This is a genomic window from Nocardiopsis baichengensis YIM 90130, from assembly GCF_000341205.1.
GTDB classification, from domain to species: domain Bacteria; phylum Actinomycetota; class Actinomycetes; order Streptosporangiales; family Streptosporangiaceae; genus Nocardiopsis_A; species Nocardiopsis_A halophila.
Genome location: NZ_ANAS01000009.1, coordinates 120092 through 133728, shown reverse-complemented (window position 1 = coordinate 133728; position 13637 = coordinate 120092). Strand labels below are relative to the sequence as shown.

The window sequence follows — 13637 nt, the reverse complement described above, 5'->3', positions numbered from 1 at the left end:
GTGCGAATCCCCTGCACAGCAGGCGATTCCGGGGGCGTTAGCTCAGCTGGTCAGAGCAGGGGACTCATAATCCCTGGGTCGCGGGTTCGAGCCCCGCACGCCCCACCCCGTCCTGTCTCGGAGCCCCTGGTGCGCGGGCGGCGCCTGCCGCCACCGGGGTCCGGCGTCCCCCGGCGAGTCCGCCGCGGCGGCCGAGCGGCGATCAGCCCGGTGAATCCGCCAGCGCGCGCTCGAACGCGGCGTAGGCCGCCGCGTCGAAGAGGACGAAGCGGCAGGTCTGCACATCGGTCGATGCGGAGCGGACCGCCTCGATCGCGATGCGGGCCGCGTCCTCGATCGGCCAGCGGTACACGCCCGTCGAGACGGCGGGGAAGGCGACGGTCCTCGCCCCGAGTTCGTCGGCGACCTGCAGCGAGCGGGCGTAACAGGAGGCCAGGACGTCCGAGCGGTCCTCGGACGCGCTGTAGACGGGGCCGACGGTGTGGACGACCCAGCGCGCGGGAAGCCGGCCCGCCGTCGTGGCCACGGCCTGCCCCGCGGGCAGCCCCTCGCCGTAGCGCGTCTCCCGCAGGCGGCGGCACTCGGCGAGGATCTCCGGTCCGCCGCGCCTGTGGATCGCGCCGTCGACGCCCCCTCCGCCCAGCAGCGACGAGTTCGCGGCGTTGACGACCGCGTCCACCTCCTGCTCGGTGATGTCGCCCTGTACGAGTTCGATGTCCATGCACCGATTCCTACGGCACCGCCCCGGTGCGGGGGAAGCGCGGCGGGCCGGGGCCGCCCGCGCATCCCCTCCGCGCATCCCCTCCGCGCTCAGCCCAGCAGTTCGAAGGCCGCGATGGCCAGCGCCACGACGACCAGGCCCGCCGCGAGGATCACGCACCCCACGTTCCCGGTGCCGCCCGGGTCGCGGGTGGGGCCGCGGCGGATCTCGGTCGCGCCCTTGCCGCGCCTGCCCTTGCGGGTCTTGCTCTTCTTCTTCGCGCTCATGCCGTCCTCACCGTCGGATTCCGTGGAGTCCCGCACCAGTCATAGGGGGCGTGCCGCGCTCGGGCAAGGCGGGCGCCGACTGGACACGGTTTCGAATCCATGTTCGAATGACGTGCATGCGCTGGGAAGACCTTCGGGAGGGCCGTGACGCGGACGCCCTTTTCGGTGTGGAGGACATCGCCCCCGTGCCCGACCGGGGGACCGGGCGCGCCGGGCTGGCGAGCCCCGGGGCCGGCCCCGTCTCCGGGGGCGACGGGGAACCCGTCGCGGTGGAGATCCGCGCCCGCTCGATCATCAACCGGGTCCCCGGCGAGTCACCCATGTTCCGCTGGACGCTCAACCCCTACCGCGGCTGCGCCCATGCCTGCGTCTACTGCTTCGCCCGGCGCAGCCACACCTACCTGGACCTGGACGCCGGGCGCGACTTCGACACCAAGATCCTGGTCAAGGTCAACGCCGGGGAGCTGCTCCGCGCCGAGCTGGCCCGCCCCTCCTGGGGCGGCGAGCCGATCGCCATGGGCACCAACACCGACCCCTACCAGCGCGCGGAGGGCCGCTACCGGCTGATGCCGCAGATCATCTCCGCCCTGGCCGAGGCCGCCAACCCCTTCTCCGTCCTCACCAAGGGGAGGCTCGTCCTGCGCGACGCCGACCTGCTCGAACAGGCCGCCCGCACCACCGACGTGCGCCTGGCGGTCTCCGTGGGCACCGTCGACGGGCCCCTGGCCGGGTCGGTCGAGCCCGGCGCTCCGACGCCCCGCGCCCGCCTGGACACCGTCCGTGCCCTGGCCGACCGGGGGCTGGGCTGCTCGGTGCTCATGGCGCCGGTCCTGCCGGGGCTGACCGACTCCCCGGAGGCGATCGACGCCGCCGTCGCCGCGATCGCCGAGGCCGGGGCGAGCAGCGTCACACCGATCGTCCTGCACCTGCGCCCCGGCGGCGCCCGGGAGTGGTACGCGTCCTGGCTCGCCCGCGAGCACCCGCACCTCGTCCCGCTCTACCGGGAGCTCTACGGGGACGGCTCCTACGCGCCGGCGCCCTACCGCGAGCTGATCGCCGCCCGCGTGCGCGAGGCCGCGCGCCGGTACGGCATCGGCGGTCGCGGCGGGGCCTCCGGGCGCCGGGCCCACCGGCAGCGGGACGGGGCCGCCACCGTGCGGGCGCCCCGGCAGCTGCGGCTGCTGTGATGCCCGCGGCCGGTTCCGGTCGCCCCGCCAGGCGCCGACAGGCCCTGGGGCGTAAGGGATCCCGCCTACCGGAGGGTAAGGTCCCCAGTGTCCTGACCCCCGATGGAAACGGAAGGCGCCCCTCCATGCCCGAGACCCCCGCCGACCCGCCCGCCCCTTCCGGTGTCGACACCACCGTCGCCCACTCCGCGCGGGTCTGGAACTACTGGCTCGGCGGCCGGGACAACTACCCGGTCGACCGCGCCCTCGGCGACCACGTCATCGAGACCTACCCGCAGATCGTCGAGGGCGCCCGAGCCGACCGCGAGTTCCTCCGGCGGGCCGTCACCCACCTGGCCGCGGAGGAGGGCGTCCGGCAGTTCCTCGACATCGGCACCGGCCTGCCCACCCACGACAACACCCACGAGGTGGCCCGGCGCGCCGCCCCGGACGCCCGGGTGGTCTATGTCGACAACGACCCCATGGTGGTCGCGCACGCCCGGGCGCTCCTGGTCGGCGGCGGCCACGGGGCGACCGAGTTCGTCGACGCCGACCTGCGCGACGTCCAGGGCGTGCTGGGGGCCGCGGCCGAACTGCTCGACTTCGACCGGCCGGTGGCGGTGACCGTGCTCGGCACCATGGGCCACATCCCCTCCTACGAGGAGGCCCGCTCCCTCGTCCGCGCCTACACCGGCGCGCTCGCCCCCGGGAGCTTCCTGGCCCTGTGCGACCTGGTGATGCCGGACGGGGAGGCCGAACGGGAGGCCCTGCGGCGCTGGAACGAGGGCGCGGCCCTGCCCTACCGGGCGCACACCACCGAGGAGATGGCCGGCTACTTCGACGGCCTGGAACTGCTGGAGCCGGGCGTGGTCAGCGCCACCCGCTGGCGCCCCCTGCCCACCGAGGTCGGCAGCGTCCGCGACGTCGAACAGTACTGCGGGGTGGCACGCAAGCCCTGACCCGCACCCGGGCCGACCGCATGAGTGATCAGCGCTCCGCGGCCAGCCGCTCGGCCACCGCGTCGAAGGGTTCGCCCACCCCCGATCCGCCGGGGACCATCAGCAGCAGCGGGCCCTCGCCGCGGATCTCGTAGTGGAGCTCCGCTCCGGGAACCCGGAGGGTTCCTCGCGACGGTTCGTTCATGGCTCTCTCCGCCCGTGGCCGGGGTGCTCCACCGGTTTTCCGGTGCTCGAGCAGGCCCCGGCCTTCCGGTCTCAGTGCAATCCGTGCTTGCGGGAGACGATCCGTTCGATGGCGGTGCGGGGCAGTGCGCGCCGCAGGGCGAACACCAGGGGGGCGTTGCTGCCCACGGCGTACAGCGGCTTGGGGCGGGGTGCCTCGACGGCCTTGACCACGGTCGCGGCGACGGCCGCGGCGGGGATGCCGGCGGACTCGTTGGCGTTGAGGGCCGAGAGCATCGTCCGGTACTCCTCCGCGTAGGGGGAGTCCGCGGCGATGTACTGGGTGCGGCGTTCGCTGATGCCGGTGTTGATCGACCCCGGCTCGACCGTGGTCACGCCGACGCCGTACGGGGACACCTCGCGCCGGGCCGCGTTCGCGAAGCCCTTCAGGGCCGCCTTGGAGGCCACGTAGGAGGAGCGGAAGGCCAGCGGGAAGCTCGCGAGCATCGAACCGACCATGACCACGCGGCCCCGGCGGCGCGCGCGCATCCCGGGCAGGACGAGCTGGGTCAGGCGGACCGCGCCGATGACGTTCACCTGGAAGAGTCGTTCCAGCGCGTCACGGGGAAGCTCCTCGATGGGGCCGCTCTGGCTCTCGCCCGCATTGTTGACCAGGACGTCGACCTCCCCGGCGGCCTTGGCGCACGCCGCGATCGAATCGTCGTCGGACAGGTCGAGGGCGAGGTACTCGACCCCGGGGACGGGGTCGGTGACGGCGTCGGGGCCGCGACTGGTCCCGAAGACCCGGTAGCCGCGGCTGAGCAGGAGGTGGGCGACCGCCCTGCCGATTCCGGACGAGGCGCCCGTGACGAGTGCTGTTCTCTGGAGGGGCATGGCGCCACAGCCTAGGGGAGAACGGGTGCGGTACGGTCGTCGGCCCTCCGCCCGACCGCCTCTGCGCGCTTGCGCACCCGGCCGTTCGCACGGGAGGCCGATCCGGACACCGTGGCCTGGCCGGGGAGGCCCGAGACGCCTGGCACGCCCGCTCGCCGGCGAGGGACGGGCGGGGCCGCTCCCTGCGGCGGTCGGCGCTCGGACGACCACCGTGCGCGCTCGCCGCTGTGAGACGTCCGTCCTCGTTCTTGCCCGGGGGGCCTGCGCCGCCGGTCCCGAACCGCCGGCCCTGGACCGCCGACGCGGACGGCGCCGGGCCCCGTCCCGTCCCGCCCCCGCGGGGCCGGGCACAGGGTCCGGCGCGGCCGGTCCGGCGGTCAGCCGTTGCCGGTGGCCTCGGCGGTCAGCCGCATCGAGCGCAGCCGCGCCCCGTCGTCACCGGCCTGGAAGGCGGCGATCACCTCGTCGGCCTGTGCATGGGCGGCGAAGTCGCGCAGGTAGGCCGCGACCTCCTTCGGGTCGCCCACCGCCGAGTAGGTGCGCATCTGGTCGATGTGCCGCCCGGCCGGCGAGGCGAGCGCCGCGTCCGCCTCCTCCGCGGTGAGCGTGCGCCCGCGCCCCAGCAGCTGGGCGGCCATCCGTCGCCGGGCCTGCTGGGCCTGCTCCTGGGCCTGCTCGCTCGTGTCGGCGGCGGTCACGTTGACCCCGGCGATCACGTAGGGCTCGGAGAGCTGGTCGGAGGGGGTGAACTCGCGCCGGTAGAGGGCCACCGCCTCCTCCAGCGCCGCCGGGGCGAAGTGCGAGGCGAAGGAGTAGGGCAGCCCGAGCGCGGCGGCCAGTCCGGCCCCGAACAGCGACGAGCCCAGGATGTACAGCGGGACGTCGGTCCCCTTGCCGGGGGTGGCGTCCACCCCGGGGATGACCGATTTTCCGGTCAGGTACCCCTTCAGCTCGACGACGTCGTCGGGGAAGGTGTCGGCCGACGAGGGGTCCCGGCGCAGGGCGCGCATGGTCTTCTGGTCGCTGCCCGGGGCGCGCCCCAGGCCCAGGTCGATCCGGCCCGGGTGCAGCGTCTCCAGGGTCCCGAACTGCTCGGCGATGGTCAGCGGGGCATGGTTGGGGAGCATCACGCCGCCCGCCCCGAGGCGGATGCGGTCGGTGTGCGCCGCGATGTGCGCGATGAGCACGCTGGTGGCCGAGGACGCGATGGTGGCCATGTTGTGGTGCTCCGCGTACCAGATCCGCCGATAGCCCAGCTCGTCGGCGCCGCGGGCCAGCGCCAGGCTGGCCTCCAGGCTCTCCCGGGGGCTGCCGCCCTCGGGGATGTGCGCCAGGTCGAGAATGGAGAGCGGCAGTGGTTCGGACACGGCGGGCGGCCTTTCGACGGGGCGGTGGCAGGACGGGCCGCACGGGAGGCGCCGAGGGCGCCGGTGCGGCCGGGCGGCCCGCGCGGGGCCGCCCTTCGCCCAACCGACCGTCCGGCCTCCTTATTTCGTCCGCTCCGTCACCCCGCCCGTCACCCCGCCCGCCGGGCCGAGGAGGGCCGACAGGTCCGCGTCGGCGATCGCGGGGTCGGCCTCCAGCGCCGCCCCGACCGCCTCCAGGACCGGCAGGCGGGCGGCCCCGGTCGCCAGGCGCACGTCCTTGGCGGCCAGCCGGACCGCGAAGTCGGCCTCGCGGGAGGTCGCCCGGGCCAGCGGCCCCGCCATGGGCGTGGCGGCCATCGCCTCGGCCGCCTCCCCGCGGGGCACCCCCAGGGCGTCGGCCAGTGCGAAGGCCTCGGCGACCGCGGCCACGCCGCCGATCAGCGCGTTGATCAGCACCAGTTTGAGCGCCGAGCCGGACCCGACCGGCCCGCATGCGCGGACGGTGCCCAGCGTCTCCAGCAGCGGCCGGACCCGGTCGACCGGCCCACCCGCCAGGACCGAGAGGGCGCCCTGGGCGGCGCGGTCGACGCTGCCCAGGACCGGGGCGTCGACCAGTTCCGCGTCGGCGGGGAGGCGGTCGGCAAGGCGGTGGGCGGCGGCCGGGCCGATGCCGGACATCTCCACCAGGACCGCGCCCGGACCGAGCGCGGGCAGGAGGTCGTCGGCCACCGCCTCCACGGCCTCCGGCCCGGCGAGCATGGTGACCACGGTGTCGGCGCCCGCGGCCGCCTCGGCGGGGGTGCGGGCCACCCGGGCGCCCTCGGCGGCCAGTGGCTCGGCCTTGGCCGCGGTGCGGTTCCAGACGGTCACGTCGGCGCCGGAGGCGATCAGCCGCCGCGCCATGGGCGAACCCATCGCGCCCAGGCCGAGGAAGGCGGTGCGGGCGGGGGACGGGCTGTGCGAAGGGGTGTGCGACTCGGACATGGCGTTCACGCTAGGGGGCCGCCACCGATGTGACCAGCGAATGTCTAGCATGGGTGCCATGCTCGATCCTCATGGCGTCTCTCTGGCCGGCCTCGCGGTGTTCTGCGAAGCGGCCCGGACCGGCTCGCTCACCGCCGCCGCCGAACGCCTCGGCTACACCCAGTCGGCGGTCTCCCGGCAGATCGCGGCCCTGGAACGGCAGGCGGGGGCGCCGCTGTTCGACCGGCTGGCGCGCGGGGTGCGGCCGACCGAGGAGGGGCGCGTCCTGCTCGGCCACGCCGAGGCGGTGGTCGGGCGGCTGGACGAGGCCCGCCGCGACCTGCGCGCACTGCGCGAGCTCGGCGGCGGGCGCCTGCGGGCCGGCGCGTTCCCGACCGCCAACGTCGCCCTGGTGCCGCGCGCGCTCGCGGCGCTGCGGGACCGGCACCCGGGCATCGACGCGACCGCGCAGGAGGCGCGCACCCCGGAGCTGGAGCGGCTGCTGGCCGACGGGGAGATCGACGTCGCCGTGGTCGGCTCCACCGCGGGCCGCGAGCCGCGCGGTGTGCGGACCGTCCGCCTGCTGGACGAGGCCCTGTACGTCGCCGTCGCCGCGGACCACCCCGCGGCCGGGCGCGAACGGGTGCGGCCCGAGGAGCTGGAGGGGGAGGTCTGGATCGCGGGCCGGCGGAGTCCGGAGGGGACGCTGCTGGCGCCCTTCGCCGAGCGCGGCCTGCGGCCGGAGATCGGCCACGTGGTCGCCGAGTGGGCGGCCAAGGCCGGGTACGTGGCGGCCGGCCTGGGGGTGACGCTGGTCCCCGGGCTCGCGGCCGACGGCTTCCCCCGGATGGACGGCGGGGTGGTCCTGGTGCCGGTGGACCCCGGCGGGGTCCCGCCGAGGACGGTGTCGGTCGCCACGGCCGAGGGCCGGACCCCCTCCCCGGCGGCGCGGGAGTTCGAGAGGGCGCTCATCGGAGTGAGGACCGGCCCGCTCGCGGTCTGCGCTACAGGGACTTCATGAACCGCACCCCTGAGGCGGTGTACCCGCGCCGGGTGGAGAAGGCGTGGGCCTCGGTCCGCGCGGCCGAGGAGTTCAGCAGGACCCGGGTCGCGCCCTGCTCCACGGCCCATTCCTCGAATTCGGCGCACAGCGCCGAGCCGACCCCCTGCCCCCGCGCGCTCTCGGCGGTGACCAGCGCGATGAGCTGGGCGGCAAGGGCGTCGTATTCGACCGGGAACAGCAGGTGCCCGGCGGCGAAGCCCACGAGCCTCCCGGTCGGGGCCTCGGCGACCCAGTGCTCATAGGCGGGGTCGTCGGCCACACGCTCAAGGCGCGTTCTCACCTGAGGGGCCGTCGCGGGGTGGGAGAGGGCCGCGAAGAGCGGGACGAGTCCTTCCGCGTCGGAGCTGCGGCCCGTCCGCGTGAACAACCGGGTCGTCATCCGCCACACGCTCCATCGCGGTTCGCTGCGACCGCGGAAGAGGCCGGATGTATCCCCTCAATACGGATCCACCGCATCATCGTGACCTTCCCGGGGCATAAGTGTCACCGAGCGTCTCGATATGGGGGCGCAGCGTAATCTGGTTCCGGCCGCCGGAACCCGGCCGAGACGCGGGCGGGGCGGGTGCGCGTGCGGGCGCCGTTCCCGTGCGGTTCCCCCGGCGTCCACCGGGGCCGGGGACGCCCCGAGGAGGACGCGGACCCGGCCGCGCCCGCCCGTTCCGGAGAGGACGACCGCATGCCCGCGACATCCCCCACACCCGCCGTTCTCCGTCGGCGCCGCGCCCGGAGCGCCGCCGGCCTCCTGCTCGCCGCTGTGCTCCCGCTGTCCGCGCTCACCGCCGTCACCGCGCCCGCCCCGTCGGCCGCCGAGCCCGCCGTAGAGCCCGCCGCCGAGCCCGCGCTCGGCGGCCTCTACGACAACCGCGGCATCTCCGACGACACCGACCCCGCGGCCGCCGACTTCGACGGCCGGGGCCGCAGCCTGTCCGCGCAGGCGCTACGGGCCGCAGGGTGGGGCCCAGGGGCGCGGATCACCCTGCACGGCGCCCCGCTGACCATGCCCGACACCCGCCCCGGCGAGCCCGACAACGCCGTCGCCGACGGCCAGTCGGTCCCGCTGCGGGGGCGGGCCGAGTCGGTCACCCTGCTCACCGCCGCGACCGGGGGCGACGCCGAGGGCGAGGGCACCGTCGTCTACGCCGACGGCACCCGGGACCGCTACACCGCCACCGCCCCCGACTGGCAGACCGGCCCGCTCACCACCAAGGCCGTGGAGCTCGGACACACCAACTCCGCCGACGGCACCCCCGCCGCCCCTGCCCGGCTCTACGCGGTCACCGTCCCGGTCGACGCCGGCCGCCCGCTGGCCCGGATCGAGCTGCCCGAGGTGCGGGGCCGGGCGCGGATGCACGTGTTCGACGTGGCGGCGCGCCCCCGGGACCGCGGCTGGACCGGGACCTGGTCGGCCTCCACCTCCGGGTACGCCGCCGTGGGCCCCTGGGAGGACCAGACGCTGCGCCTGGTCGTGCGCGCCGGCGCCGGCGGCCCGGGGGCCCGGATCCGCCTGGCCAACACCTTCGCCGCCTGGCCCGTCGAGATCGGGGCGGTCTCGGTGGCCCTGCAGGGCCGGGGAGCCGCCGCCGACGGCGCCCCCGTGCCCGCGACCTTCGGCGGGCGGTCCTCGGTGACGCTGCCCGCGGGCGGCCGGGTGCACTCCGACCCGGTCGCCATCGACGTGCCCGCCGGGGCCCGGCTGCTGGTCAGCCTCCACCTGCCCGGCCGTGTCGAGGCCGCTCCGGTGCACACCGCCAACATCGGCGACAACTACGCCGCCGAGCCCGGCGGCGGCGACCTGACCGGCGCGGCGTCGGGGCGGGCCTTCACCCGCCGGGTCGACGCCTGGCCCTTCCTCACCGGCATCGACGTGCCGGGCCGCGCCGGCTCGGTGGTGGCCCTGGGCGACTCCATCACCGACGGCGTCGGCACCACCCCCGGCACCGACCGGCGCTGGCCCGACGTGCTGGCCGACCGGCTCCAGGACCAGTCCCGGGTGCCCCGCTACGGGGTGCTCAACCAGGGCGTCTCGGCCAACCGCGTGGTGACCGACCGCTACGCGGGGGACGGGGTGAGCAGCGACACCGGAGGGGTGGCCGCGCTGAACCGGCTGGACCGCGACGTCTTCGCCCAGACCGGCGTCCGCACCGTGGTGGTCTTCCAGGGCGTCAACGACGTGCGCTGGGGCACCCCGCCGGAGGAGCTGATCGCCGGGCTGGAGGAGGTCGCCGCGCGCGCCCGAGCCCACGGGCTGCGGGTGGTGGCGGCCACCATCGCCCCGTGCAAGGGGTGGAGCGACTGCACCGAGGAGGTCGACCGCGACCGGCGGCGGGTGAACGCCTTCGTCCGCGGGGGTGCCGGTCCGGACGGCCCCTTCGACGCGGTCCTGGACTTCGACGCGGTGCTGCGCGACCCGGTCGACCCGGCGCGGCTGCGGCCCGAGTACGACTCCGGGGACCACCTGCACCCGGGCGATGCGGGCCTGCGCGCGGTGGCCGAGTCGATCCGCCTGGACGTCCTCGGGGGCCGGGGCGGCGAGCGGCCGTAGGCGCGCCGCCGCCCGGCCCCGGGGTGCCTGTGCGAGCCCGTGTCAGCCGCTCAGGCGAAGTCCTTCAGGATGGCCCCGAGGTAGCGCGCCGTCTCCGAGGCCGGCGCCGCGTCCACGCACAGGCGGTCCATCACCACCATGTACTTGTCGGTCTCCTCCGGCTTGTCGAAGTAGACCGCGCTGGCCAGCTGCTCCAGGTACACCACGTCGGGCAGGTCGCCGCCGGTGAAGCGGAGGATGGAGAAGGGGCCGCCCGCCGCGGCGTGCCCGCCCTTGGCGAAGGGCACGATCTGCAGCGTCACGTTGGGCAGCGTGGACAGCTCGATGAGGTGCTCGATCTGCCGGCGCATCGCGCCGGTCCCGCCGAGCGGGCGGCGCAGCGCCGCCTCGTCCACCACCGCCCAGAACTTGGGCGCCTCCGGGCCGGTCAGCCGCTGCTGGCGCTTCATCCGCAGGGCGACGCGCCGGTCCACCTCCTCCTCGGAGGCGTCCCCGTGGCCGAGCATCACCACCGCCCGCGCGTACTCCTCCGACTGCAGCAGGCCGGGCACGAACTGCAGCTCGTAGGTGCGGATGATGGAGGCGGCCTCCTCCAGCCCGACGTAGACCTCGAACCAGCCGGGCAGGACGTCGCTGTACTTGTGCCACCAGCCGGGGGAGTTGGCCTGGCGGGCGAGGTTGAGCAGGCTCTCCCGCTCGTCGGGGTCGGTGACGCCGTAGAGCGTGAGCAGGTCCGCCACATCGCGCTCCTTGAAGCTGACCTGGCCGAGCTCCAGGCGGCTGATCTTGGCGTGGGAGGCGCGGATCTCGTATCCGGCGTCCTCGCGGGAGATCCCCTTGAGCGTGCGCAGCCGCCGCAGCTGCGTACCGAGGAGGATCCGCAGGACCGTGGGGCCGCCGTGCGGCCGGGCGAGGACGTTCGCGGCAGGGGACGCCTCTGATCGCGCTGCTTGCATCTGCCCTCCGGGGGAGCGTGCGCGTGGTGCTGTGGGTGGCCGTGTCTCGCGCCGTGGAGCACGCGTCTCGGAATATGGGCAACGGACGCGGTCGTCTCCGGCGACAACGGTAACCGGGCGGGCGCCGGTGTTCAACGCCGGTGCCCCGGTGTCCTGCCGGTCGGCCGCGCGCAAGGGGAGAAAGGCGGGGGAGGGGCGCCGCCCTCCCCGGCGGAGGAGGGCGGCGCCGGCTTTCCGGGGGCAGCGTGAGCGGGGCGACGCTGCCGCCGTCGGCGACGGCGGGGCGGCGTCAGGGGTGCGGGGTGCCCCCGGCGTCGGCCGCCAGGTCGTCGAAGTCGCCCAGCTTGGCGCCGCGGACGAACGCGTCGATCTCGGCCGGGGTGTAGATCAGCGCCGGCCCGTCGGGATGGCGGGAGTTGCGCACGGCGATGTCCCCTCCGGGCAGCCGGGCCAGCTCGACGCAGTTGCCGCTGGGGTTGCTCAGCGAGCTCTTGCGCCACACGGCGCCCGTGAGCCGGTCGGCCGGCGCGCCGTTGGGGGCCGGGACGGCCTGGGTCATACGTGCCTCCTTCGGGGTCGGTGCGGCGGCCGGGGGACCGGCGGTGCCGAGACTAGGCTATGCACGTGCATCCGTGTTTGCATCCGTGCTTGCGTCGGTACAAACATAATCTTCGCTTCCGTGGAGAAATGCACCGGAGGGCAACAAGTCGGACAGTAATCGCGGGGCGGCCGTCGGTGTCCCGCCCGTGGTCGCGGCCGGGCACGGCGGGTCGGCAGGGCGTCCGGATCCGGTCGGCCGGATGCGGACGGAGGCGGGCGTCCGGGGGCGGGGCGGGGCCCAGGGAGGGTGAGAATGCGCAGGTCGGGCCGCGTGAGGCCAAAGTGTACGGGCGGGGCGGGTGTGCGCGCTCAGGGCCTTCGGCCTGGTTTCGGTACGTTTCAATAACAAAGCGGTCGGGGGGCGACAAGAGGCACAGGCCTCATTAGACTCTGGGGTGACTGCGGTCGTGCACGTGCATCCGTGCTTACAGGTGTAATCCACGCCGGGAGCGCCGGCGGCCACGGTCGGACGAGCCGAATAACCCGGCAGCAGCCAGTAGTGCAAGGGACGACATGACCACGCACCCCGCTTACTCAGGCTCCGGAGACCTGTTCTCGGCGGCGCTCGGCGACCGGCCGCACCCGGCCGGCGGGCCCGCATCCTGCTGGAGGGGCCTGTCCCCCGCCCCCCTGCCCGTCGGCGACCGCCTGGTCGGCGGCGCCACAGCGGTCCAGGGCCTGGGGTTCCACGCCGCCTCGGTCAAGCAGGCCCGCGACTTCACCACCGGCGTCCTGGACACCTGGGGCCTGACCAGGCTGCGCTCGGACGCCCTCCTGGTGGTCTCGGAGATGGTGACCAACGCCTGCCGCCACGCCGCACCCACGGTCGGACCGCCCGACGACTGGTCCATCCAGTTCGGCATGGTCCGCCGAGGCGCCCGCCTCGAATGCCTCGTGTTCGACCCCAGCAGGGCCGTGCCCGTCCGGGTCGACCCCGACCGGTGCGCCGAGGGCGGCAGAGGCCTCCACCTCATCGACTCCTTCAGCGCCGAATGGGGCTGGGACCTCCTCTCCGGCCAGGGCAAGGTCGTCTGGGCCGCCTTCGACACCGACGCCGACTGAACCCCGCCCCCCGCACCCCCTTCGGACCGCCTCCCCGCACCCCCACACACCTCCCCGCACCCCCGGGACCCCGCCCCGGATGAAGAACCTCTCATCGTCGCTTCACGTCGGCGTGCGCCCCGGCGCGCCATGATCGGGCCATGACCCCGCTGATCCCGACGGCGCGGCCGCACGGCCCGCACCCCCGACCGCGGCCCGGCACCACCGGGAGGCGCCGGTGAGCCGCATCCTCATCGCCGAGGACGAGGAGCGCATCGCCTCCTTCCGGGCCTGGCCGCCGACGGCTTCACCGCCACGGTGGTCGGAACCGCCCGCGAGGCGGTCGACCACGCCCTCGACGGCGGCTTCGACCTGATGGTGCTCGACCTGGGCCTGCCCGACGGCGACGGCTTCACGGTGCTGCGCCGCCTGCGCGAGTCCGGCTCCCCGCTCCCGGTCGTGGTGCTCACCGCCCGGGACGGGGTCGACGACACCGTCACCGGACTGGAGATCGGCGCCGACGACTACATGACCAGGCCCTTCCGCTTCGAGGAGCTGCTGGCCCGGGTGCGCCTGCGGATGCGCGGCGAGCGCGCCGCCGAGTCCGCGGTCCTGTCCGCCGGCGCGCTGTCCCTGGACCGGCGCACCCGCCGCGCCACCGCCGACGGCACCACCGCGGACCTGACCGCGCGCGAGTTCGCCCTGCTGGAGGTCTTCCTGCGCCACACCGGCCAGGTGCTCTCCCGCCGGCAGCTGCTCTCCCACGTGTGGGGCTACGACCACGACCCCGGCTCCAACGTCGTCGACGTGTTCATCCGCTCGCTGCGCAAGAAGATCGGCGCCGACCGGATCCGGACCGTGCGGGGCATGGGGTACCGGCTCGCCGACTGACCGCCCGCGCGCACGGGTAGGACTCCTGCGGGTCCGGTGGACCGCG

Annotated in this window: 14 protein-coding genes, 1 tRNA gene and 1 pseudogene; 7 read left to right on the top strand and 9 right to left on the bottom strand. The window is 75.3% G+C overall.

Annotated features, from left to right (window positions below; all coding sequences use genetic code 11):
* The first annotated feature begins 31 nt into the window (after window positions 1-31).
* Window positions 32-105 (top strand) — tRNA-Ile (locus tag C892_RS0109275).
* Window positions 106-202: 97 nt separating this feature from the next.
* Here the strand turns inward: C892_RS0109275 and C892_RS0109270 are convergent.
* Together C892_RS0109270 and C892_RS28715 are read right to left on the bottom strand one after the other, a co-directional pair.
* Entirely contained in the window at window positions 203-721 is a 519-nt protein-coding gene (locus C892_RS0109270) for an O-acetyl-ADP-ribose deacetylase (RefSeq protein ID WP_017556948.1), read from the bottom strand.
* Window positions 722-810: 89 nt separating this feature from the next.
* The gene (locus C892_RS28715; RefSeq protein ID WP_193374763.1) at window positions 811-987 is read right to left on the bottom strand and encodes a hypothetical protein; all 177 of its coding nucleotides are present in this window, start codon (window positions 985-987) and stop codon (window positions 811-813) included.
* A gap of 116 nt (window positions 988-1103) precedes the next feature.
* Between C892_RS28715 and C892_RS0109260 the strand changes: the two genes are divergently transcribed.
* The gene (locus tag C892_RS0109260; protein WP_017556947.1) at window positions 1104-2174 is read left to right on the top strand and encodes an Rv2578c family radical SAM protein; all 1071 of its coding nucleotides are present in this window, start codon (window positions 1104-1106) and stop codon (window positions 2172-2174) included.
* Between the two features lie 125 nt (window positions 2175-2299).
* The gene (locus C892_RS0109255) at window positions 2300-3112 is read left to right on the top strand and encodes an SAM-dependent methyltransferase (protein ID WP_017556946.1); all 813 of its coding nucleotides are present in this window, start codon (window positions 2300-2302) and stop codon (window positions 3110-3112) included.
* 28 nt (window positions 3113-3140) lie between these two features.
* On the opposite strand, the gene C892_RS30460 is transcribed toward C892_RS0109255, so the two are convergent.
* The 4 genes from C892_RS30460 to C892_RS0109235 form a co-directional block, all read right to left on the bottom strand.
* Window positions 3141-3296 (bottom strand): alpha/beta fold hydrolase, encoded by a 156-nt coding sequence (locus C892_RS30460; RefSeq protein ID WP_017556945.1) that lies wholly within the window; start codon window positions 3294-3296, stop codon window positions 3141-3143.
* A gap of 71 nt (window positions 3297-3367) precedes the next feature.
* Window positions 3368-4168, bottom strand: a complete 801-nt coding sequence (locus C892_RS0109245) for an SDR family oxidoreductase (RefSeq protein ID WP_017556944.1) — start codon at window positions 4166-4168, stop codon at window positions 3368-3370.
* 377 nt (window positions 4169-4545) lie between these two features.
* Window positions 4546-5535, bottom strand: coding sequence for an LLM class flavin-dependent oxidoreductase (locus C892_RS0109240; RefSeq protein WP_017556943.1), 990 nt, complete (start codon window positions 5533-5535; stop codon window positions 4546-4548).
* 120 nt (window positions 5536-5655) lie between these two features.
* Window positions 5656-6519, bottom strand: a complete 864-nt coding sequence (locus C892_RS0109235; RefSeq protein ID WP_017556942.1) for an NAD(P)-dependent oxidoreductase — start codon at window positions 6517-6519, stop codon at window positions 5656-5658.
* 58 nt (window positions 6520-6577) lie between these two features.
* Between C892_RS0109235 and C892_RS0109230 the strand changes: the two genes are divergently transcribed.
* Window positions 6578-7519, top strand: a complete 942-nt coding sequence (locus tag C892_RS0109230; protein WP_239647323.1) for a LysR family transcriptional regulator — start codon at window positions 6578-6580, stop codon at window positions 7517-7519.
* Here C892_RS0109230 and C892_RS0109225 read toward each other — a convergent pair.
* Window positions 7503-7841, bottom strand: coding sequence for a GNAT family N-acetyltransferase (locus C892_RS0109225; RefSeq protein ID WP_338040837.1), 339 nt, complete (start codon window positions 7839-7841; stop codon window positions 7503-7505). The two genes, C892_RS0109230 and C892_RS0109225, sit on opposite strands and share 17 nt — an antisense overlap.
* Before the next feature lie 396 nt (window positions 7842-8237).
* Here C892_RS0109225 and C892_RS0109220 point away from each other — a divergent pair, with 396 nt between their 5' ends.
* Window positions 8238-10103, top strand: a complete 1866-nt coding sequence (locus C892_RS0109220) for an SGNH/GDSL hydrolase family protein (RefSeq protein WP_193374761.1) — start codon at window positions 8238-8240, stop codon at window positions 10101-10103.
* A 50-nt stretch (window positions 10104-10153) separates the two neighbouring features.
* Here the strand turns inward: C892_RS0109220 and C892_RS0109215 are convergent, their stop codons facing one another.
* Both C892_RS0109215 and C892_RS0109210 read right to left on the bottom strand, forming a co-directional pair.
* Window positions 10154-11059: a Sco1979 family transcriptional regulator gene (locus tag C892_RS0109215; protein WP_017540296.1), complete on the bottom strand. Its 906-nt coding sequence runs from the start codon at window positions 11057-11059 to the stop codon at window positions 10154-10156.
* Between the two features lie 289 nt (window positions 11060-11348).
* The gene (locus C892_RS0109210; protein ID WP_017540297.1) at window positions 11349-11618 is read right to left on the bottom strand and encodes a DUF397 domain-containing protein; all 270 of its coding nucleotides are present in this window, start codon (window positions 11616-11618) and stop codon (window positions 11349-11351) included.
* A gap of 554 nt (window positions 11619-12172) precedes the next feature.
* On the opposite strand from C892_RS0109210, the gene C892_RS0109205 reads away from it, so the two are divergent.
* Together C892_RS0109205 and C892_RS28710 are read left to right on the top strand one after the other, a co-directional pair.
* Complete coding sequence (locus C892_RS0109205) at window positions 12173-12721, top strand: ATP-binding protein (protein WP_017540298.1); 549 nt, start codon at window positions 12173-12175, stop codon at window positions 12719-12721.
* Between the two features lie 217 nt (window positions 12722-12938).
* Window positions 12939-13591: pseudogene (locus C892_RS28710) on the top strand (response regulator transcription factor).
* Window positions 13592-13637: the final 46 nt, after the last annotated feature.

Bases quoted from the DNA above. Each gene is read 5' to 3' on its own strand.
- C892_RS0109205 (WP_017540298.1), top strand. From the start codon at position 12,173: ATGACCACGCACCCCGCTTACTCAGGCTCCGGAGACCTGTTCTCGGCG.
- C892_RS0109210 (WP_017540297.1), bottom strand. From the start codon at position 11,618: ATGACCCAGGCCGTCCCGGCCCCCAACGGCGCGCCGGCCGACCGGCTC.
- C892_RS30460 (WP_017556945.1), bottom strand. From the start codon at position 3,296: ATGAACGAACCGTCGCGAGGAACCCTCCGGGTTCCCGGAGCGGAGCTC.
- C892_RS0109270 (WP_017556948.1), bottom strand. From the start codon at position 721: ATGGACATCGAACTCGTACAGGGCGACATCACCGAGCAGGAGGTGGAC.
- C892_RS0109245 (WP_017556944.1), bottom strand. From the start codon at position 4,168: ATGCCCCTCCAGAGAACAGCACTCGTCACGGGCGCCTCGTCCGGAATC.
- C892_RS0109260 (WP_017556947.1), top strand. From the start codon at position 1,104: ATGCGCTGGGAAGACCTTCGGGAGGGCCGTGACGCGGACGCCCTTTTC.
- C892_RS0109215 (WP_017540296.1), bottom strand. From the start codon at position 11,059: ATGCAAGCAGCGCGATCAGAGGCGTCCCCTGCCGCGAACGTCCTCGCC.
- C892_RS0109255 (WP_017556946.1), top strand. From the start codon at position 2,300: ATGCCCGAGACCCCCGCCGACCCGCCCGCCCCTTCCGGTGTCGACACC.
- C892_RS28715 (WP_193374763.1), bottom strand. From the start codon at position 987: ATGAGCGCGAAGAAGAAGAGCAAGACCCGCAAGGGCAGGCGCGGCAAG.
- C892_RS0109220 (WP_193374761.1), top strand. From the start codon at position 8,238: ATGCCCGCGACATCCCCCACACCCGCCGTTCTCCGTCGGCGCCGCGCC.
- C892_RS0109235 (WP_017556942.1), bottom strand. From the start codon at position 6,519: ATGTCCGAGTCGCACACCCCTTCGCACAGCCCGTCCCCCGCCCGCACC.
- C892_RS0109230 (WP_239647323.1), top strand. From the start codon at position 6,578: ATGCTCGATCCTCATGGCGTCTCTCTGGCCGGCCTCGCGGTGTTCTGC.